Genomic DNA, 19,504 nt, shown 5'->3' with positions numbered 1-19,504 from the left:
CCTGCCGGATGCAGGCGCGGTAGTCTTTGGGGTTCGAGCCGCCGGCTAGATGCTCGGCTTCTCAGCCGACGTGCCATCTTCGGGCTCGATCGGCGTGGCTGGTTTCGCCGACTTCGCGTTCTCCGCCACGGTCTCTCGGTTCAGCGGCACGTGCGTGGTACACACGTGCGCACCCGAGGCCATTGTGGAGAGCCTGCGAACATCAACGCCCAGAAGATCAGAAATAATCCCGGTCTCTTGCTCGCAGAAGACCTGGAAGTCTTCAGCCAGGTCGCGAACCGGACAGTGGCCCTGACACAGCTGGATACTCGCGAGGAAGTGCTCCGGCACGCTACGACCCACGGGAGGTTCGGTCACCTGCGCGGTGGCCACGAAACCGTCCCTGCTCATGACCTCGGCGAGCGCCTTAGCTCGGGCGGCCACATTGTCTCCGGCGGCTTCCACCACCGGGCGGTAGCGCACCTCCATCTCAGCCGCACGGGCCGAAGCGAAGGCCTCCAGCGCCCCGTCACCGACCGTGTCGCGCAGCATCTGCAGAGCACTACGCGCGATGAGCAGGTAGTCGTTGCCGAGCCGCTCGTGCCCCTGCGGAGCAATCACGTAGCGGCGAGCCGGCCGACCGGCGCCCGCACCGTGCTTCTTGATGGGAGCGACCTCAATCATATTGCTTGATTCGAGGGCGTCCAGGTGGCGGCGGACCGCGGCGGGGGTCAGGCTGAGCAGCTCCCCCAGGCTTGCGGCAGACACCGGTCCGTGGTTAAGAACGCCGCGGAGCACGCGGTCTCGGGTACGTTCCTCAGCCTCGGCCTTACGTTTGGATGTGCGTGCCGCGGAGGACTTTTTGCTGAAAGCACCATGAGAGCCCGATGCGGCACTGCGGGTGCCACTTCGGGTCTGCGACTCACGCTCGGAGGAGCGCTGGGATGTCTTGTTCACGGAATACACAAATAAAGTATGTCCTAATTGTTTTTTCTTTGGCTAGTTAGGTTTTCCTACTTACTAACTTTTTTACCTAAAGCTGAATGTTACTTACCTTCAAAATGTGCTGAGCACGTGAGGCAATGCATAAAATATAGGGGTATATCACGCGAATAAATCGAAAGTTATGCCCATGGAGACCACCACCGCACACGCGGACCATCCAGAGGAGACAGGCTCCTCCCCCACGGCGCGCAGGCTCACCGTCACCGAAGAACCGGCGCTGAGCGTCAAAGACCTTATTAAAGAATTCAAACCCTCCCGAGCGTTCCGCAATAAGCACCCCGAACGACTCACCGCAAGCGGCTACTACCGCGCCGTCAACCGGGTAAATCTGCGTGTCTTCCCCGGCGAAGTGGTGGTTCTTCTCGGCGCGAACGGCGCAGGTAAAACCACAACCCTCGCCTGCGCCCAAGGTCTGCTCAAACCCACCCGCGGCACCGTGCGCCTGCTCGGTGAGAACCCCCTCCTGGCAGACCCCGAACTGCGCGCCAAGGTAGGCATCATGCTCCAGGACGGCGGCCTGCCCAACGCCATGCATCCCATCCCACTACTTGAGCACATCGCAAGCATGTACACCGACCCCTACCCGATTGAAGAGCTCGCACACCGCCTGGGTATCGACGCGTTCAACGGCACCACGATTCGGCGCCTCTCGGGCGGTCAGAAGCAACGCGTGGCGCTCGCGGCGGCCCTTATCGGCAAGCCGGATGTGCTCTTCCTCGACGAACCTTCCGCGGGACTGGACCCGCAATCGCGTAACGTCGTGTTCGAAATTATTCGCGAACAGCGCGAGCGCGGCGTGGCCATCGTGCTCACCACGCACCTGATTGACGATGCGCAGAAGCTCGCCGATTACGTGTACATCATCGAGGACGGCACCACCGTGCAGGAAGGCACCGTCCCCGAACTGATCGCTAACGACGGCACGAACCGCCTGCGCTACACTCTGGATGCCCCCACCCCCAGCCGCGAGGAGCTGCTGCCGGCGCACCTGCGGGCCGGAGTGGAACTCATCGAGACGGTCCCCTACGTTCCCGCCTCGGAGGAGCACCCGGCTGTGACCGGCGAGTACGAGCTCGTCGGTCCCCTGCGCGCGGAGCATCTGGCGGCCTTCACCGCGGCCCTGGCTGAACGCTACCTCATGCCTATTTCTCTCAAGATGGAACCGAAGACCCTCGAGGATGTCTTCCTCGATATTTCAGGACGTGATATTCGATGAGCCCCACCGCTTCTACCGACCGCGTGCAGAACACGAACACTGCGGTGGATACCTCAGCCCAGGGCGTCGCCATCGATGAAGACGAGGAATACATCCCACCCCGCGCGAACTACCCGCTCGTGCGCGTGATTGAGCAGGGCCGCTACGAGACGATGGCGATGCTCCGCAACGGCGAGCAGCTGATGCTGAATATTATCTTCCCCGTCATGGCGCTTCTGGGCCTGCGCTTTACGGGCCTAATTGACGACTACGCCCACTCGGTGGGGGTTTCGCGCATGGATGCGGCGGTCCCCGGCGTGCTGGCCCTCTGCGTTATCTCCACGGCGCTGTCGGGTCAGGGCATCGCGACGGGCTTTGATCGCCGCTACGGCGTGCTCCGTTTTCTGGCGACCACTCCTCTGGGCCGCAACGGTCTGATTCTGGGCAAGTGCATCGCCGTGGTGGTCGTGCTGATCATTCAGTTCGTGCTCGTGGGCGTAGTCGGGTACGGCTTGGGTTGGCGCCCGGACGCCATCGCCCTCTCCCGAGCCTTCCTCACCCTGCTGCTGGGTGCGGCGGCCTTTACGGCGTTGGGCCTGCTGATTGCCGGTACGGTGCGCGCGGAGGCGACCCTCGCGATTGTGAATATCGCCTGGGTGGTTCTGGCAGGCGCCGGCGGCGTGCTGTTCCCGCTCAGCTCCTTCCCCGATTGGTACGGCGCGATCGTGTCATGGTTCCCCTCGGCGGCTCTGGGCGAGGCTCTGCGCGGCAACTTCATTCACCACCAGTGGATGGCGGACCCGCACTGGGTTCTGACGGTTTGGACCGTCATTCTCGGCCTGGTTGCCTCGCGCAAGTTCAAGTGGTCTGATTAGCCTGACCGACCCCCTTCGGCCGGTGCTTTACGATTGGTACCTCACCCGATGCCCCGCAGCTTTCGACATGTTCGTCAGCCGCGGGGCATTGCTGTGTCCGGGGGGCCGAGAACGAGAGCTTGAGGCGGGGGCGTTTGGAGAAGCATTCGTGTACGCCAGTCGAGGCACCCACACGGAACAACCCCGCGAGGGTTAAAAAGAAAGCCCCCTCCTGCCGAACCACGAGTCCAACCACCACAGCTGGACTCCATCACGTTCACGTTCGGAGGAGGGGCTTTAATCACCGAGGAGCGGACCGACCCAACCACTGTCTCAGTCCGCAACCTTCCTGCTCAACCTTAACATGAGCTTCACCACCCCTCAAAATCTCTCATAGCTGAAGAAAGCCCACACCGCACCGATTTGGGGCCGCTCCAACAGCGCTCCTAGACGGGCAGCGTTCCACCCTGTGAATGTACACACCGTCACATCAGATAGTGCGGCGGAGTGAACTATCCTGTTAAACGAAAAGGGCGTAGCCAGACCTCAGGGTACTAGCCGAAATGCGCCGCGCGGAATAAACACCGCCGGGGTACCGTTACGCCCCACGAACAGGGCGCCAGCACCTAGCCGTTGGCGCATCCACTCACCCTTGCGAAAGGACACCCACGTGGCAGAAAACCTCCAGTGGACAGAAATCGATCAGCGAGCCGTTGACACCGCCCGCATCCTTGCCGCCGACGCCGTGGAGAAGGTCGGCTCCGGCCACCCCGGCACGGCGATGAGCCTGGCGCCGGTCGCTTACCTGCTGTTCCAGAAGGTCATGAACCAGGACCCGGCCGATGACCGTTGGGAAGGCCGCGACCGCTTCATCCTCTCCCCCGGCCACACCTCCCTGACCCTGTACACTCAGCTCTTCCTCGGCGGCTACGGCCTCGAGATGAAGGACCTGGAGGAACTGCGAACCTGGGGTGCCCTCACCCCCGGCCACCCCGAGTACAAGCACACTAAGGGCGTTGAAATCACCACCGGTCCGCTCGGTCAGGGCCTGGCCTCCGCTGTTGGTTTTGCTTACGCGCAGCGTCGTATGCGCGGCATGTTCGACCCCGAGGCCGCCCCCGGTACCTCCCCGTTCGACCACCACGTCTACGTCATCGCCTCCGAGGGTGACGTGCAGGAGGGCGTGACCGCCGAGGCGTGCGCGCTTGCGGGTCACCAGGAACTCGGTAACCTGATTGTTGTCTGGGACCGCAACCACATCTCCATTGAGGAAGACACGGACGTCGCCTTTACTGAGGACGTGGCTAAGCGCTACGAATCCTACGGCTGGGACGTTCAGCGCGTGGACTGGACCCGCACCGGCGACTACGTCGAGGACGTCGCAGAACTGTACGCCGCCATTGAGCGTGCGAAGGCTGTCACCGACAAGCCCTCCTTCATCGAGTTGCGCACCATCATCGGCTACCCCGCACCGCACAAGCAGAACACCGGCGCCGTGCACGGCTCCAAGCTCGGTGCCGAGGAAGTTGCCGCCACCAAGGAGGTGCTCGGCTTCGACCCCGCCAAGAGCTTCTTCATCGAGGAGAACGTGCTTGAGCACACCCGCCAGTTGCGCGAGCGCGGTGCCGCCGCCCACAAGGCCTGGGACGAGAAGTTCGAGGCGTGGGCGAAGGCCAATCCCGAGCGCGCCGCACTGTACAAGCGTCTGGTCGCGGGCGAGCTGCCCGCCGACTACAAGGCCGCCTTCCCCGTGTTCGAGGCCGGCACCTCCGTGGCAACCCGCGCGGCATCCGGCACCGTGATTAATGCTATCGCCGAGACCTTCCCTGAGCTGTGGGGTGGCTCCGCCGACCTGGCCGGTTCGAACCTGACCACCATCAAGGGTGCAGAGTCCTTCAACCCGGCATCGCGAACCACCGAAGACTGGACCGGTAACCCCTACGGTCGTGTGTTGCACTTCGGTATTCGCGAACATGCTGCCGCAGCAATCGTCAACGGTATTGTGCTTTCCTCCCCGACCCGCGCATTCTCGGGAACCTTCTTCGTGTTCTCCGACTACCAGCGCCCGGCGGTTCGCCTCTCGGCTCTGATGGGCATTCCCTCGCTGTACGTGTGGACCCACGACTCCATCGGCGTGGGCGAGGACGGCCCGACCCACCAGCCCATTGAGCACCTCTCCTCCCTGCGCGCTATTCCCGGCTTCGACGTGGTTCGCCCCGCGGACGCTAACGAAACCGCCGTCGCATGGCGCACCATCCTGGAGAAGTCCGACCGCCCCGCGGGCCTCGTGCTCTCCCGTCAGAACCTGCCCGTTTGGGCTCGTGAGGATGTGCACCCGGACGCTGAGGGCGAGAAGTTCGCCTCCGCTGAGGGTACCGCACGCGGCGGCTACATCATGGCTGACACCGAGGGCACCCCGGACGTCATCCTGATTGCTACCGGTTCCGAGGTTGAGCTGGCTATTCAGGCTCGTGCAACCCTCGCCGAGCAGGGCATCGCGGCTCGCGTGGTTTCCATGCCTTCGCGCGAGTGGTTCGCCGAGCAGAGCGAGGAGTACCGCGAGTCGGTCCTGCCCTCCTCGGTTGCAGCCCGCGTCTCGGTCGAGGCTGGCCTGGCCATGAGCTGGTACGACCTGCTCGGCTCCGCAGGCCGCGCCGTGTCGATTGAGCACTTCGGTGCTTCCGCCGATGCGAAGACCCTGTACCGCAAGTTCGGTGTGACCGCCGAGGCCGTCGTGGAGGCCGCTAAGGAATCCATCGCCGCCGCCAAGTAAGCGATACTCACACCCCCGGAACGCAAGGGTTCCGGGAGGCGCGACGCGAACGATCCGGGCGCCCCACTATGAGGGGCGCCCGGGCCCGCTATCGCGTCCCTCCAATACTTTTTTCATTTCCTCATTCAAGAATCGAAGGTTTTACCCATGTCTGAGTCCACTCAGAAGCTTTCCGACGCCGGCGTCTCTATCTGGCTTGACGACCTCTCCCGTGAGCGTCTGACCAGCGGCAACCTCGCCGAGCTCATCAAGACCCACAACGTGGTCGGCGTGACCACCAACCCCACCATCTTCGCCGGCGCGCTCTCCAAGGGCGCCGCATACGCCGAGCAGATGCGTGAGCTGGCTGCCGCCGGTGCCGATGTTGAGGAAGCCGTCTTCGCCGCAACCTGCGACGACGTGCGCAACGCCTGCGACGTGTTCGCCCCCATCTACAATTCCTCCAACGGTTTTGACGGCCGCGTCTCCATCGAGGTTGATCCCCGCCTGGCACGCGATGCCGAGGGTACCGCGAAGATGGCACGTGAGCTCTACAAGCGCGTGGGCCGCGAAAACGTCATGATTAAGATTCCGGCAACCAAGGAAGGCCTGCGCCCTATCGCTGAGACCCTGGCCGCCGGCATCAGTGTGAACGTGACCCTGATTTTCTCCCTGACCCGCTACCGCGAGGTCATCAACGCCTACATGCTCGGCCTGGAGCAGGCGCTGGAGAACGGCAAGGACCTGTCCACCATCCACTCGGTTGCATCCTTCTTCGTCTCTCGCGTGGACACCGAGATTGACGGCCGTCTGGAGGTCATCGGTGGCGACGCCCTCGAACTGAAGGGCCAGGCTGGTCTGGCTAACGCACGCCTCGCCTACGAGGTGTTCGAGGAGATGTTCTCCACCGCGCGTTGGGCTCGCCTGCAGGCGCACGGCGCGAACGTGCAGCGCCCGCTGTGGGCCTCCACCGGCGTGAAGGATCCCTCTCTGCCCGACACCCTCTACGTGACCGGCCTGGTGGCACCCAACACCGTGAACACCATGCCCGAGGCAACCCTGAACGCTGTTGCTGACCACGGTGAGATTACCGGCAACACCATCGTTCCGAACTACTCCGAGTCGAATGAGGTGCTGGACGCCATCGCCGAGCACGGCATCTCCTACACCGAGGTTGTCGAGAAGCTCGAGACCGAGGGTCTGTCCAAGTTCGATGTCTCCTGGGAAGAGTTGCTGCAGACCGTCCGCGAGGCGCTCGATAACGCTCGCTAAGACGCGCATCCGGTTGTTCCTCTTATGAGGTAACTTGTGAGGCGGCCGGATGCACGCCCCTGATCCGCCGGGTTCCGCTACGGAGCCCGGCGGATCAGGCCGCCCCCCAGCTAACGAACCCAGAAACGGTACAATACTGGGTGCACACCTTCCACGATGCGGCATCGCCACCGCGCGATATGGTACGAACCGCGCGCCGCACGCACCAACCAAGGCAATCAAAGGAATATATTGTGACTTTCGGTCAAGAAGCGAACCCCCTCCGGGACCCTCGCGACCGCCGCATCACCCGCATCGCGGGCCCGTCCGCGCTAGTTTTCTTTGGCGTGACCGGCGATCTGGCTCGTAAGAAGCTGCTTCCGGCAGTGTATGACCTCATGAACCGCGGTCTGCTCCCGCCGAGCTTCGGCCTCGTCGGCTTTGGCCGCCGCCCCTGGAGTGACGACGACTTCCGCGCCTACGTGCGCGAATTCGTTCGGGCAAACGCCCGCACCCCCTTCCGCGAGGATGTGTGGAACCAGTTCCAGCAGGGCATGCGATTCGTTGAAGGTGCCTTCGACGACGATGCAGCATTCGAGAAGCTCAAGAACACTCTCGCAGAGCTCGATGCACGCGGCGCTCACGGCAACCACGCCTTCTACCTTTCCATTCCCCCGAAGGCCTTCGAACAGGTCCTCACTAAGTTGGCCGAGCACGGTCTGGCTTCGCACGATGAGGACACCGTCAACCCCGTCGACGGTTGGCGTCGTGTGGTCATTGAAAAGCCTTTCGGCCACAACCTCGAGAGCGCACGCGAGCTGAACTCCATCGTGGAGGCGGTCTTCCCGCCCGATGCCGTGTTCCGCATCGATCACTACCTGGGTAAGGAAACCGTTCAGAACATTCTGGCGATGCGTTTCTCCAACCAGATGTTTGAGCCGCTCTGGAACTCCCACTACGTGGATCACGTGCAGATTACTATGGCCGAGGACATCGGTATCGGATCCCGTGCCGGGTATTACGACGGTGTGGGTGCTGCGCGTGATATTATCCAGAACCATCTTCTACAGCTACTCGCTCTCACCGCCATGGAGGAGCCCCTCAGCCTGGACGCTAAGCACCTGCGCGCTGAGAAGGCGAAGGTACTTGAAGCAGTCCAGATTGACGACCTGCCGAATTCCTTCGCGCTCGGCCAGTACTCTGCCGGCTACCAGGGCGGCGAGCACGTTAACGGGTTCTTCGATGAGAAGGATATTCCCGCTGATTCTCGTACTGAGACTTTCGCCGCGCTAAAGGTGTCTATCGCTAACCGCCGCTGGGAGGGCACCCCCTTCTACCTGCGCGCCGGCAAGCGCCTGGGCCGTCGAGTCACCGAGATTGCCGTGATTTTCAAGAAGTCCTCCGACCGTCTCTTTGGTGAGAGTGAGAACCCTCAGGTCGGTCAGAACGCAATTGTTATTCGCGTGCAGCCCGATGAAGGTATGACCATCCGCTTCGCCGCGAAGGTGCCCGGCACCCAGATGGAAATCCGTGACGTCAACATGGACTTTGGCTACGGCCACTCCTTCACCGAAGAGTCCCCCGAGGCTTACGAACGTCTCATCCTGGACGTTCTACTCGGTGAGCCGCCGCTGTTCCCCCGCCACGAAGAGGTTGAGCTTTCCTGGAAGATTCTCGACCCGTTCGAAGAGTACTGGGAAGAAAACCGCATTAAGCCTGAACCCTACGAGTCCGGTTCGTGGGGTCCGCGTTCGGCACACGAAATGCTCGAACGCGACAACCGCGCTTGGAGGCGCCCGTGATTTCGCATCTGCATAACACCAATGTTTCCGCTATCAACAAGGAACTGAGACAGCTGCGTGCCAACAACGGCAGCCTGAGCAGCGGACGTGTGCTCACCCTCGTCGTGCTAGCTGAGAAGGGCCATTCTCGCGAGGCCATGCGCGCGGCGGTTCGTGCCTCCCACGAGCACCCGAGCCGTGTCATCGTGCACATTTCGCACAATCCGCTCGACCCTGACCGGTTGGATGCAGAAATCCACCTGGGCGGCGACACCGGCGCATCCGAGATGATTGTTCTGCGCGGCTGGGGTAGCGCATCCCGCCCGACCGAGGCGCTCATCTCTGGCTTGCTGCTACCTGACTCCCCCATCGTGGTCTGGTGGCCGCACTCGGTACCCGAGAACCCGGCTCAGCACTCCATCGGCCGTATCGCTCAGCGCCGCATTACCGATTCGGCGCGCGCGGAGGACCCGAAGGCCGCCCTGACTCACCTGGCTGAGGTGTACCGCGCTGGCGATACCGACCTGGCGTGGACCCGCCTCACCCTGTGGCGTACCCAGCTGGCTGCGCTATTGGAGCAGATGCCCACCTCCCCCGTGCGTCGTGTAGTTGTGTGGGGTTCGGGCAAGTCTCCGTCCGTGGTTCTGCTCGGTACTTGGCTTGGTTGGAAGCTTGAAGCACCTGTGCACCTGGCCACTATCGGCGCGGCGAATCGCGGCCTGTACCGCGTCAGCATTGAGCGTGAAGACGGTTCGGTGACCATGTTCCGACCCGGCGTGTCGGTAGCAACGATTTCCACCCCGTATGCGCCGGATCAGCAGATTGCCCTGCCGGTGCGCACCCTGGCCGAGTGCATCTCTGAGGAGTTGCGTCGCCTCGACCCGGACGACACCTACGGTGACGTGCTGAAGCAAGCTCTGCACACCGTCACTCTTGTCGATGACACCTGCCAGCCCGAAGACATGCTGGACCTCAAAGAATATCCGGAGGTGTTCGATGCCTAAGATTCAGAATATGGGTTCTTCGACCCCCGTCCTGGTGGCGCACCCGACCCGCGACGCTCTCGCAGCGGACGCGGTGACTCGCATCCTCGACATCATTGAGCATGTGCTCTCCGAACGCACGATTGCCCACATTTCGCTGACCGGCGGCACCATGGGTATCGCCACTTTGAAGGCGTGGGCTGAGAACGAGCGCGTGGAGGATATCGACTGGTCACGCGTGCACTTCTGGTTCTCGGATGAGCGTTTCGTACCCGAGCGTAGCCCCGAACGTAATGATGGTCAGGCCATTGAGGCGCTACTCGCTCCCCTGCTTTCGCATGGCCTGGTGGTGGGTAATGTGCACCGCATGGGCCCCTCCGATATTTTCACCGGCCTTGAGGCTGCGGCTGAGCACTACGCTTTCGAAATGCGCGACTACGCCGGTTCTGCGCCGGCTGTGACTGTGCAGATGCCCGAGGGTGCAACCGAACTGCCGCTGGCTGGCGGTCACGGTGGCGGTGCGGGTCACGAACACGGTGGCTCCGGCGGCTGTGGTTGTGGTGGCGGCGGTTGCGGTTCGTCCGCTCCCGAGCAGTCCCTCGAAGAGACCACTCTCGAAGACTTTGATGCTGCCGCTGAAGCTGCGGAGGCTGCCGAATCCGCCGGTGGTTGCGGATGCGGCGGCGGAGGTTGCGGTGGTGGCGGCCAGTGGCCCGCACCGGTCTTTGACATCACCCTGCTGGGCATGGGCCCGGACGGTCACATCGCTTCCCTGTTCCCGGGCCGCAAGCAGGTTCTGCTGGGCACCGGCCTACCGGAGGATCCGGTTGCCGGCGGTAAGGCCGTGACCGTGATGGTTTCTGACTCGCCGAAGCCCCCGGCTGAGCGCGTGTCGGTGACCCTGCCGATTATTAACAACTCCCGCAACGTCTTCTTCCTTATCACCGGTGAGGATAAGCAGGATGCGACCAGCCGCCTTCTGGCTGGCGCCAAGCTGGACGCCGAGGACCTGAACGCGGAGCTGCTGCTGGAGACCCCGGCGGTGGGTGCGCGCGGTAAGAAGCAGACACTGATTTTTGCAACCGAGGAGTCGCTGGCTCCCGAGAACCGCCCGTAAGGTTCGGTTCTGAACTGCATTAGATAAAGGGTGGAGCCCCGGATAGCAACTATCCGGGGCTCCACCCTTTTTTCTACGCCGCCCGCTACTTCTCAACGGCGGCGGGGTTCTGAGAATCCTGATCCTCCAAAGAGTCGTCCGACTCGAAGCCCACGTACAGTGCCGCGAGCGAGGGGACCGTCGCCTCCAGCACCTCCTGTGCCTCCTCGGCGGTCGGGGTGAGTTTCGCGCCAGTCAAGCGCAGGTACTCGCGCACCGTCATGGGCTGTGCCCAGTCGAAGTGCTCACGCACGGCGGTGATGTTCGCGCCGGACTGTAGCACGTTAATGCCGTGGGCAAGACCAATATCCGTCACCTTCACGATGGCCTTGGTCTCATCCGGGATGTCATACGGGTCGCGGTTCTGCAGGTCCACGATGAACGGCAGCACGCCGCGGCTCTCAGCGCGCAGGGCGAACTTGGTGTGCACCTGGCTCACCTCGTGCACCTCGCCCACGCCCACGGCGGGTACCACCATGAAGCCCGCCTGCAGGTCGTTCACCGCATCCAGGGTACTTGTCTGCCCGAAGCCGGAGTACAGCTGCACCACCGGCACGAGGTAGCACACCTCCGCCTTGAGCGCCTTGCGAGCCTCAATGTCGATGTACTCCCAGGCGCCACCGGTACCGTCGGTAATATCACCGGAGTGGTGCGCGTAAATGGCGCCCTGGCTGTTCTTCACGGTCTGCGACCAGTAGCTGATCTTGTCCATGTAGTTGCCTTCGGCGTCGAACATCATCAGCGACAGGTCAATGTCCACGACCTCATCCCAGAAGCAGAAGAGGCGAATCACGCCGGTGGGCGGCAGGTGCACCGTGGAGGTGTTGTAGCGGCCCATACCGTCCAGGGAGGGGCGGGCGCTACGGGTGTTCAGCGGCATGACCATATCCCCCACCTGCTCGGGCAGGTAGATGCTGGTCTCGGCAAGACGACCAGACAGGCCAATCTCAACCAGGCGCTCCAGCAGGTCCAGCACCGCCGGGCTGTACTCGCGCGCCGGAATCATGGTGGCGATACCGGTCTTGGACAGGTTCATGCGCCGCGGCGCGGCAGGCTCAGCTTTCTGAGCGGAAGCCACGCGGCGCTCCTCACGCTGGCTTGCGGCAGGTTCGGAACCGACCGGGATAGAGGACAGCGGGTTCTCGGGGCCGGAATTATCCCCAAAGAAAGACCCCAGCGGGTTCGGAATGCCGGCGTTCTGCATGAGGTTCTGAACCCTCGCGACGCCCTCCGGGTTACGGCGCGCATAGTCAGCCAGCTCCCGGTCCTCCTGCGCCGCCACAGGGTTGGCGGGGCGCTCCTTCGGCGGGTTCGCGAGCGCGTTACGCTGCAGGGTCACCAGGTTACGAATCTGCACCAGGATGGGTGCGGAAACGCGCGGCGCCACGGCGGCGAACGCATCAAAGATGACCTGCTGGCCGCGGCTCGGGACGGTATCGATGCCGTAGCGGGGCGCTTCGAAAGCATCCAGGGCGCGCACCAGCTGGCGCGCAAACACACCGGGGCGTGTGGAGAGCAGACGTGCCACGTTCTGTGCGTCCTTGGTGGCGTAGGCGCGGTCTACCAGCGACTCGAAGCTGTACACTTCACCGCGGTACAGGTCGTCAGCCCAGCGGCTCAGCGCGGTCAGCGACGGGTAGTCGCCGGGGTGAATCGCCTTGACGAGGCGCTTGTACATTTCGGCGCCGGGCGCACTGTCGTAGCGGGCACCGACCGGGTCAGCCTCAAGCACCCGATTGAGCAGGTGCGCGATGCGGGTGCGTTCGCTACGGCGTAGCTTCAGGCGCGGCGCGATGTTCAGGCTCAAGTCCCCCACCGTGCCGTTGAAACGCAGGCGCGAGTAGGCGGCGGCGAGGGCGAGCGCCTCCTTCATGGTGCGCAGACGCTCAACGTCTTCGGGGTGCAGGCAGGCGGCGATGAACACGCGGTTTTCGCGACTGGTGTTCTCCGGTCGGGCAGCCGGCAGAGCGTCATGCTGGGCGAGGAAACGGTGCAACGCCACCAGGTCGCGCTGGTCGGTCTGGTTGTACGCCTGCTGCTGACCGAGCAGCTGCTGGTAGAGGGCATCCGCCATAATCAGGGCGTTCTGCACGCCGCTGACCATCTGCAGGGGTCGGCGGTTACGTTCCATGCTCGTGAAGTTGGAGCGGCTCATCGGCTGTTGCCACTCGTAGGGCACGTAGTTCTCAGGCAGGCCGCCAAGGATGCGCTCGGTACCGTCCGGGTTGTAGTACGGGTTGGAGAGGTAGTGCATAATCTGCTCGGTGTAGCGTTGCTCGTCGGTGAGCGTCAGGGCGCGCAGATCAAAGTCGCGGCGGAACACGCGGCCGGGACGGTACCCGTATTCGTAGGACCAGATGGTCGCGAACAGGGCGAATTCGTTGGTGCTGGCCTTCAGCGCCTGGGCGAGAGATTCCTCGCTGAGGGTCAGACCGCAATTGCTCAGGACGGATACTCGCCCCAGGTCGGTGTCGAATGCGCCGGCCTGGTGCCGCTCATTAATGCTCGAGTAGTTCGAGCGGTAGGAGGGGTCGTACAGGTCGGTGAAGACGTACACGCCGTAGCGGCGCATCAGGATGAGGCGCACGAGGGGGCTGAGGCCCTCGGGCGCTTCGCCGTGAAGGTAGGCGGATTCGTTGAGGTAGGGTGATTCCTGCAGGTAGGGGGATGCGTCGTAGGGGGTGGTCACGGGTCGTCCTTTCCGTTGGTCTCACCCGGCTGTCACCGTCGGTGGTATAGTCTATGTTCTTATCGTAGCGGCGTGGGTGCGGGTTGTCGCTGGGTTTGGTCATCGATGACCTGCGGGGGTGTGTATTCGCGGGGCAACCGACCGTTACGTATCGCGGAGCCTAGGCGGTGCTTATCCACCGCGTGCTTGTCCATCAGCCGCTTATCTGTCGGTCGCGCGGGAACGGGGGTTAAAAGAAAAATGGCGGGAAGCGAAGAATCCGATAAATATAAGAAAAGATATTTCAGAAAGTAGGACTCTTCATAATCCGCCATTGCTTATAGAGTACTCCCGCCCCGCAACGGCGGTCAAGCCATTTCGTCACAGGTAACGCACACAAAAATCCCCGGCATTCTCAGTTGAGAAGTACCGGGGAGAAGCTCTATTGGCTCACCCACGCAGGGGTGGCGTGGGCTCTAACTAGAACGGCTCTGCCTAGACGACAATCTGGCCGTTGAAGCGCATTGCCAGGCCGTACAGGACCACTGCGATAACCCAGATGACAATCACGGTCACGGTCAGGCGAATCAGGTTCTTGGACGCCATACCGGAGGAGTTCAGGGAGTTGGTCATACCGCCGCCGAACATGTCGGAGAGGCCGCCGCCCTGACCGCGGTTGAGCAGCACGAGCAGCACTGCAATCACGCTGGTAATGGCGATGATGACCATGAGTACGTTCATGATGACGTCCATGGGGACCTTCCTGTAGTCATTCTTTGGGCGGGGTCTGCGGCTTTCGCGTTGCAGACAGACGGTTTAACTATACGCTACAGCCGCCATTCGGTCACGTTGATTAGGTTTTTAGGCGGCGCGGTTAGTGCGACGCTGGTACTCGCTGGGGGTCAGCTGCAGGGCTGCGGGCCGGTCGGTGAGCACGCGCTGGGCGGTGAGTTCGTCGCCTTCGGTGTCGTAGGCGCGCACGTACCCACCGTCGATAAGGTAGTAGGTGAACTGCTGCGCGGCCGCCCAGTAGTTGCCGCCTTCGACGTAAAAGCCCTGGTCTACCCAATCGCGCAGGGTGAGGGTCACGGGGATTTCCGGTGAGGAGGTGCGGCTGTAGAGCCGGTCGAGAAACTCGTCGCGGCGGCTCTCGAAGTACTGGTATTCGGGTGATGGTTCCCTGTACTCTTCGCCACCCGTGTAGCCGAGGTTGCCGCCGTCATTGCCGGGTAGGCGCGGGGCGCTGACCTTGCGGTTGCGGATGTAGAGGAAAAGCATCGTGCCGATGAGTCCGGCGATGATGAGAGAGAATCCGAAGCTAAACATGCCGTTAAGTGTACGGGGCAGACCGCGGGGGCGGGTACATTCCGGGCGGGTTTTGCGCCGAAGGGCGAACGGGCCCCGGCATCTTGCCCACCGGCCGCGCATCGCCGGTTAGCGGGGCTCCTCTTAACGCAACTCCCCGTCGTTTTGCTACCTGCGCTCACAGACTTACGGAGGCGCACCCGTGAGGAAGCGCGGTTAAAAGGCGCGGCGCCCGGTCGGGTGGGTACCCGGCCGAGCGCCGTAACGCTATGAGACGCTGTAGTGCGTCAATGCTTTATGCGTCGAAGCGTGCGATGGCTGCGAACTCTTCAGCCTGCAGGGATGCGCCGCCGACGAGCACGCCGTCCACGTCTTCCTTACCCATGATGGAGGGTGCGGAGGAGGACTTGACGGAGCCGCCGTAGAGAACGCGGACCTTCTCTGCAACGTCTGCGGAGTAGAGCTTTGCGATCTCTGCGCGGATAGCTGCGGACATTTCCTGAGCGTCGTCTGCGGTTGCGACCTTGCCGGTGCCGATGGCCCAGACGGGCTCGTAAGCAACAACCAGGGTCTCTGCCTGCTCTGCGGTCAGGCCCGCGATGGAGCCGCGCAGCTGCTCGAGGGTGTACTCGACGTGGGTTCCTGCCTCGCGGATTTCGAGGGGCTCACCGACGCAGAGGACGGGGGTCAGGCCGTGCTTGTATGCTGCCTGGACCTTTGCTGCGCACAGCTCGTCGCTTTCGTGGTGGTAGGTGCGGCGCTCGGAGTGGCCGACGAGCACGAAGGTTGCGCCGAGCTTGGAGAGGAATGCGCCGGAGATTTCGCCGGTGTATGCGCCGGAGTCGTGGACGGAGAGGTCCTGGCCGCCGTAGAGGATGTCCAGCTTGTCGCCCTCGACGAGGGTCTGCACGGAGCGGATGTCGGTGAAGGGCGGGAAGACGGCAACTTCGGTTGCGGAGAAGTTGAAGTTTGCGTCGTCGAGGGTCCATGCGAGCTTCTGGACGAGGGTGACTGCCTCTGCGTGGTTGAGGTTCATCTTCCAGTTGCCTGCGATGAGGGGCTTACGCGACATAGTTCGCTCCTTAGCTGTCCCGCGCGGTATGCCGTGCGGGGTTGTTGTTCGGAATTTTCCTTTCCCATTTTAGAGGGTTGCCGGCATATTTTCACCGGTTCCGCGCCTTTTTATGCTCTCTGATGAGCATTCTCACCCCACGCTCGCTGATTGTGTTGAGCCCCGAATATAAAGTACCGGCAGGGCGGAGCTTAGGGGCTCTATCCTGCCGGTATTCTGCCGGTGGTGTTTGTCTACGGTGTGTTAGTAGCCGCCTCGGAGAAGGTACGACGTGTAGCAGAAGAAGACAAACGTCAGAACTATCACAAGAAGCGCGGTAGCACGCGCACTTATGGCGAGGGAACGCTTCCAGGGCAGTTTTCGGGTAGCGATCTTCTCAACGATGAGCGCTGCAAGAGCACAGTAGGTGAAGCAGACGCACAGCAAAACAACAAACGAAATAATGAGAGTAGTCGTTGCTACCGAGGAAGATTCCCAATAGGCGTAGTACATCCAGAGGTAGGGAGCGTTTGCGATGAAGTAAGCCGTGAATCCACCGGTGGGGAGGCAGATGAGCGAGTAGAGGCCCATGCGCTTGGGCTCTGCGGGTGCGTTCTGGGTCGCTACTGCTTCGCTGGGAACCGTGGAGGCGGCGCCAGCTACGGCCGGCTCATGTTCGGGGCTCTGGAGGGCGGTTACGGTAGGTACTGCAGTAGCATCTACCGCGGCGCTTTCAGCAGTGGTGCTCTGCGCGGTATGACCCTGCGCAGCGTTACTCGGCACAGTATTCCCCGGCAAGGGGCTGCCCTGCGCGGCGCTCCCCTGTGCGGGTACGCCAGGGTTCTGGGGCGACTGTTCCATATGTCTCCTAGGGTGGTTGGTGTGGTGTGGTTATCGGTGATGTCGTGCGGTTACCGGGAAGGTGGGTTCTTATACCTCTAGCCCTTCGAGGGAGAATCCCGGAGGGTACAGCGGTGTGGCGTCCTTATCGTCTTCCACCAGCACCCAGCGGCCGCGCAGGTGCTCAGCATAAAGGAATACATATTCCTCCTCGCCGGTCTTCAAGAACTTATTGATAGGTAGTTTCTCTCCTGTCTGTTGTACATAGAAATATGCATCTTCAGGGATAAAGGTGGATCCCTGGTATTGATATATCTTGCGGCGGTTTTTAGACCGCGTACCGATTCCGGGAATCCTAATTCTTACCTGGTAGAGATCCTGGGCAGAAACAATCCACCCAAGGTTTCTCTGATACATTTCAAGAATCTCTTTAGATACCACTTTTTCAGGAGTAACTACTTCGGATAGTGGTTTGGTATCTCCGGTGTAGTAGAAATAGTTCAAGGCAGCATAAAAATATGCTTGGAAAGTATAAAAACCGCCCCGACTATATTCATCGATGCCTGGCTGCAGAACGGGGTAGGGCACATTCTGAGCGGCATGCTCTTCGGTTGCAGGCACGTACCTGCCTTTACGTTCGTAGGCGGTATACACGAGCAGACCAGATGAGCTTCCGCTGTCGACATAATCATCAAATTTTTGTTCAGGTGCCAGCTCGATAAGTGCTCTATCCCGTTTAAGAAGGCGTGCTTCTTGCTTTTCCTCATTGGTGGCGAGGATACCGGTCTGTCGACCGACGATGAGAGCGCCGAGGGTACCTGCACCTGCTATTGCGAGGGTGCGGCGTGAGAAACGGGGCTTCCGCGGCTCTGACTGGTGAGCGAGTAGCTGACCAGAAGATACCGGCGGAGTTTCCTGGGAGGAGTTCTGCGGGGTGTTCGTTTCCTGTTCCTTGTGTTGGGGTCCCATGGTTAGGCCTCCTTTTCGGGGATGAAGTGGATGTCCCATCCGGGATTGAGGAAACGGGAGCGCAGGGTGCCGTGGATTGCTCTGTCGCGGAGGAGTCCACGCGTGTCGAATTCGGTGATGGGCTGTAGCTGCCCGGTGTCTTTCCGGAAGACTTTTGCTTCCGGAAGGATGTCGAATTTGACGTTCCAGTCGAAGATTTTTTGTTCTTCGTTATGGATGCGCGGTTGTGCTTCGAGAATATGCATGGTCAGGATTTGTTGGTTGGGGGTGATGACCCATCCTTTTCCGTCGTCAAAGATATCTTGAATGGCGGGGAAGAATAGTTCTTCGGCCGTCATTGCATATTCGAGGCGCCGCGAATCGGATGCCAAAAGCATATAGTTTTGGCATTGATAATAGTAGATATTATAGAATTCCAAATCAGCGGACGTTAGAAATTTAGTAAACGTATAGCTGTAATCTGGCGGCGGCGCAGAATATGCAGGGTGCTGCTGATTTGCCGGGGTGTAAATTCCAATCATGTCCGTATCGACAAGATGGTATGCTCCCCTGTAGTCTTCTTGGTTGAAGAATTTTTTAGTCCACTCCGGGTCGACAGTCATTTCCTCTCCTTCCTAAAATATATCTCTCATTACCTAACGCTAATTTGAATTGACGAATCTATTTTGCATATTTTCACCCTTGAATCTCTCACCTGCCGTATCCTGGGGTTTACACAAAAATAATTCAATTATTAAGAGTTGAAATATTCACTGAATCATCTCAAGAAGAACATTCATTGTTCAGGTAACAACTTAGATTATTAAACGAATAAATAGCTCTAGCGAGTAAAAATCTGACTTGCCTGAGTTAGGTACTTAAGATGCATCGTGAGAGCCTCGGCGCTCTCAAAGTCAAAAGGAACAGCTTCAGTATTAGCGTGGACGTTACCCATATATTTACTTCCGGAAGTTGATGTGACGGTGAACGAGCTTCCTCGCTCACTTTCGTTGCATGTGTGTTCCCTCTCGGTGACAGTGAGAATCACACACCTTTCAAGGTAACACACGCGCCCGCGGCAAACGAACTCAGCAGGACGGATTCCGCCTCCCATAGCCAACCGCGAAGAGCCCACCAAGAAAGTCCAGCAAGAAACCCCCGCCAGCACAGTACCGAAAGTACCGCGCCGGAGGGGGCCCAGGGACACTATAGGTTGCCAAAACCCTTCGGGTAGATCGGCTCGTAGGTGTTGCGGTTGCTGTAGCCGTCGCGGTCAACCACAATCACCCACTGACCACGCAGATGCTCCACCGCCAGCGAGAAACGCCCCAGGTACCTCAAATATTTGCGGATATCCTGCTTCTCCCCCGTCTCCTTAACGTAAAACGCAAGGTCCTTAGCCTTAGTCGTGTACAGGGTGCTCACCAGGATATTTCGGCTCGTATTTTTAGCCTTTTCACCGGCGATAAGATCATCAGCAACATTGGCACTCAGCACATTCTTATCAGCCGAAATAATCCACCCGCGCTTCTCCCTGTACAAGCGAAGAATATCGGGGTGCAGCACCTTTTCGGGGTCCGTAACCTTAGATAGAGGCTCCGTATCGCCCGGCAAGTGGCTACCCTGCACGGTGCTATCCTGCGCGGGCGCGCCAGGGTTCTGGGGCGTCTGTTCCATATGTCTCCTAGGGTGGTTGGTGTGGTGTGGTTATCGGTGATGTCGTGCGGCTACCGGGA

Annotated in this window: 16 protein-coding genes; 7 read left to right on the top strand and 9 right to left on the bottom strand. The window is 61.0% G+C overall.

What is annotated here, in order from left to right; genetic code table 11:
• Positions 1-45: 45 nt before the first annotated feature.
• Positions 46-945, bottom strand: coding sequence for a helix-turn-helix transcriptional regulator (locus JX292_RS03630; protein ID WP_204861543.1), 900 nt, complete (start codon positions 943-945; stop codon positions 46-48).
• Positions 946-1,111: 166 nt separating this feature from the next.
• On the opposite strand from JX292_RS03630, the gene JX292_RS03625 reads away from it, so the two are divergent.
• The 7 genes from JX292_RS03625 (at position 1,112) to JX292_RS03595 (ending at position 10,917) form a co-directional block, all read left to right on the top strand.
• On the top strand, positions 1,112-2,200 hold the full coding sequence (locus JX292_RS03625) for an ABC transporter ATP-binding protein (protein WP_239653623.1): 1,089 nt from the start codon (positions 1,112-1,114) through the stop codon (positions 2,198-2,200).
• On the top strand, positions 2,197-3,054 hold the full coding sequence (locus tag JX292_RS03620; RefSeq protein WP_204861539.1) for an ABC transporter permease: 858 nt from the start codon (positions 2,197-2,199) through the stop codon (positions 3,052-3,054). Before JX292_RS03625 ends, JX292_RS03620 begins: the two co-directional genes overlap by 4 nt.
• A 649-nt stretch (positions 3,055-3,703) precedes the next feature.
• Entirely contained in the window at positions 3,704-5,806 is a 2,103-nt protein-coding gene (gene tkt, locus JX292_RS03615; RefSeq protein ID WP_204861538.1) for a transketolase, read from the top strand.
• 147 nt (positions 5,807-5,953) lie between these two features.
• Positions 5,954-7,057: a transaldolase gene (gene tal / locus JX292_RS03610; RefSeq protein WP_204861536.1), complete on the top strand. Its 1,104-nt coding sequence runs from the start codon at positions 5,954-5,956 to the stop codon at positions 7,055-7,057.
• A 233-nt stretch (positions 7,058-7,290) separates the two neighbouring features.
• On the top strand, positions 7,291-8,838 hold the full coding sequence (gene zwf, locus JX292_RS03605; RefSeq protein WP_204861533.1) for a glucose-6-phosphate dehydrogenase: 1,548 nt from the start codon (positions 7,291-7,293) through the stop codon (positions 8,836-8,838).
• Positions 8,835-9,821, top strand: a complete 987-nt coding sequence (locus JX292_RS03600; RefSeq protein ID WP_204861531.1) for a glucose-6-phosphate dehydrogenase assembly protein OpcA — start codon at positions 8,835-8,837, stop codon at positions 9,819-9,821. Before zwf ends, JX292_RS03600 begins: the two co-directional genes overlap by 4 nt.
• Positions 9,814-10,917 (top strand): 6-phosphogluconolactonase, encoded by a 1,104-nt coding sequence (locus JX292_RS03595; protein WP_204861528.1) that lies wholly within the window; start codon positions 9,814-9,816, stop codon positions 10,915-10,917. Before JX292_RS03600 ends, JX292_RS03595 begins: the two co-directional genes overlap by 8 nt.
• 85 nt (positions 10,918-11,002) lie before the next feature.
• Here JX292_RS03595 and JX292_RS03590 read toward each other — a convergent pair whose 3' ends face one another.
• From JX292_RS03590 to JX292_RS03555, 8 genes are all read right to left on the bottom strand, one after another.
• Positions 11,003-13,645 carry a hypothetical protein gene (locus tag JX292_RS03590; protein WP_204861526.1) on the bottom strand — a complete coding sequence of 881 codons (2,643 nt, stop codon included), beginning with the start codon at positions 13,643-13,645 and terminating at the stop codon, positions 11,003-11,005.
• 474 nt (positions 13,646-14,119) lie between these two features.
• Positions 14,120-14,377, bottom strand: coding sequence for a preprotein translocase subunit SecG (gene secG / locus JX292_RS03585; RefSeq protein WP_070604260.1), 258 nt, complete (start codon positions 14,375-14,377; stop codon positions 14,120-14,122).
• 108 nt (positions 14,378-14,485) lie between these two features.
• A complete protein-coding gene (locus tag JX292_RS03580; RefSeq protein ID WP_204861524.1) occupies positions 14,486-14,950 on the bottom strand; it encodes a hypothetical protein in 465 nt (154 codons plus the stop codon).
• A gap of 274 nt (positions 14,951-15,224) precedes the next feature.
• Positions 15,225-16,001, bottom strand: coding sequence for a triose-phosphate isomerase (gene tpiA / locus JX292_RS03575; RefSeq protein ID WP_204861522.1), 777 nt, complete (start codon positions 15,999-16,001; stop codon positions 15,225-15,227).
• A gap of 243 nt (positions 16,002-16,244) precedes the next feature.
• The gene (locus JX292_RS03570) at positions 16,245-16,841 is read right to left on the bottom strand and encodes a histidyl-tRNA synthetase (RefSeq protein ID WP_204861519.1); all 597 of its coding nucleotides are present in this window, start codon (positions 16,839-16,841) and stop codon (positions 16,245-16,247) included.
• Positions 16,842-16,910: 69 nt separating this feature from the next.
• The gene (locus JX292_RS03565; RefSeq protein ID WP_204861517.1) at positions 16,911-17,789 is read right to left on the bottom strand and encodes a DUF6318 family protein; all 879 of its coding nucleotides are present in this window, start codon (positions 17,787-17,789) and stop codon (positions 16,911-16,913) included.
• 2 nt (positions 17,790-17,791) lie between these two features.
• Positions 17,792-18,391, bottom strand: coding sequence for a DUF6318 family protein (locus tag JX292_RS03560; RefSeq protein WP_204861515.1), 600 nt, complete (start codon positions 18,389-18,391; stop codon positions 17,792-17,794).
• Between the two features lie 583 nt (positions 18,392-18,974).
• On the bottom strand, positions 18,975-19,445 hold the full coding sequence (locus JX292_RS03555) for a DUF6318 family protein (RefSeq protein WP_239653622.1): 471 nt from the start codon (positions 19,443-19,445) through the stop codon (positions 18,975-18,977).
• Positions 19,446-19,504 lie beyond the last annotated feature (59 nt).

The sequence above is a fragment of the Rothia mucilaginosa genome (genome assembly GCF_901875305.1).
GTDB lineage: Bacteria > Actinomycetota > Actinomycetes > Actinomycetales > Micrococcaceae > Rothia.
Note: the sequence above shows the minus strand (reverse complement) of the source record. Positions and strands in the feature narration are given on the sequence as shown.

Bases quoted from the DNA above. Each gene is read 5' to 3' on its own strand.
- JX292_RS03625 (WP_239653623.1), top strand. From the start codon at position 1,112: ATGGAGACCACCACCGCACACGCGGACCATCCAGAGGAGACAGGCTCC.
- JX292_RS03620 (WP_204861539.1), top strand. From the start codon at position 2,197: ATGAGCCCCACCGCTTCTACCGACCGCGTGCAGAACACGAACACTGCG.
- tal (WP_204861536.1), top strand. From the start codon at position 5,954: ATGTCTGAGTCCACTCAGAAGCTTTCCGACGCCGGCGTCTCTATCTGG.
- JX292_RS03595 (WP_204861528.1), top strand. From the start codon at position 9,814: ATGCCTAAGATTCAGAATATGGGTTCTTCGACCCCCGTCCTGGTGGCG.
- secG (WP_070604260.1), bottom strand. From the start codon at position 14,377: ATGGACGTCATCATGAACGTACTCATGGTCATCATCGCCATTACCAGC.
- JX292_RS03580 (WP_204861524.1), bottom strand. From the start codon at position 14,950: ATGTTTAGCTTCGGATTCTCTCTCATCATCGCCGGACTCATCGGCACG.
- tpiA (WP_204861522.1), bottom strand. From the start codon at position 16,001: ATGTCGCGTAAGCCCCTCATCGCAGGCAACTGGAAGATGAACCTCAAC.
- JX292_RS03570 (WP_204861519.1), bottom strand. From the start codon at position 16,841: ATGGAACAGTCGCCCCAGAACCCTGGCGTACCCGCACAGGGGAGCGCC.
- JX292_RS03565 (WP_204861517.1), bottom strand. From the start codon at position 17,789: ATGGGACCCCAACACAAGGAACAGGAAACGAACACCCCGCAGAACTCC.
- JX292_RS03560 (WP_204861515.1), bottom strand. From the start codon at position 18,391: ATGACTGTCGACCCGGAGTGGACTAAAAAATTCTTCAACCAAGAAGAC.
- JX292_RS03555 (WP_239653622.1), bottom strand. From the start codon at position 19,445: ATGGAACAGACGCCCCAGAACCCTGGCGCGCCCGCGCAGGATAGCACC.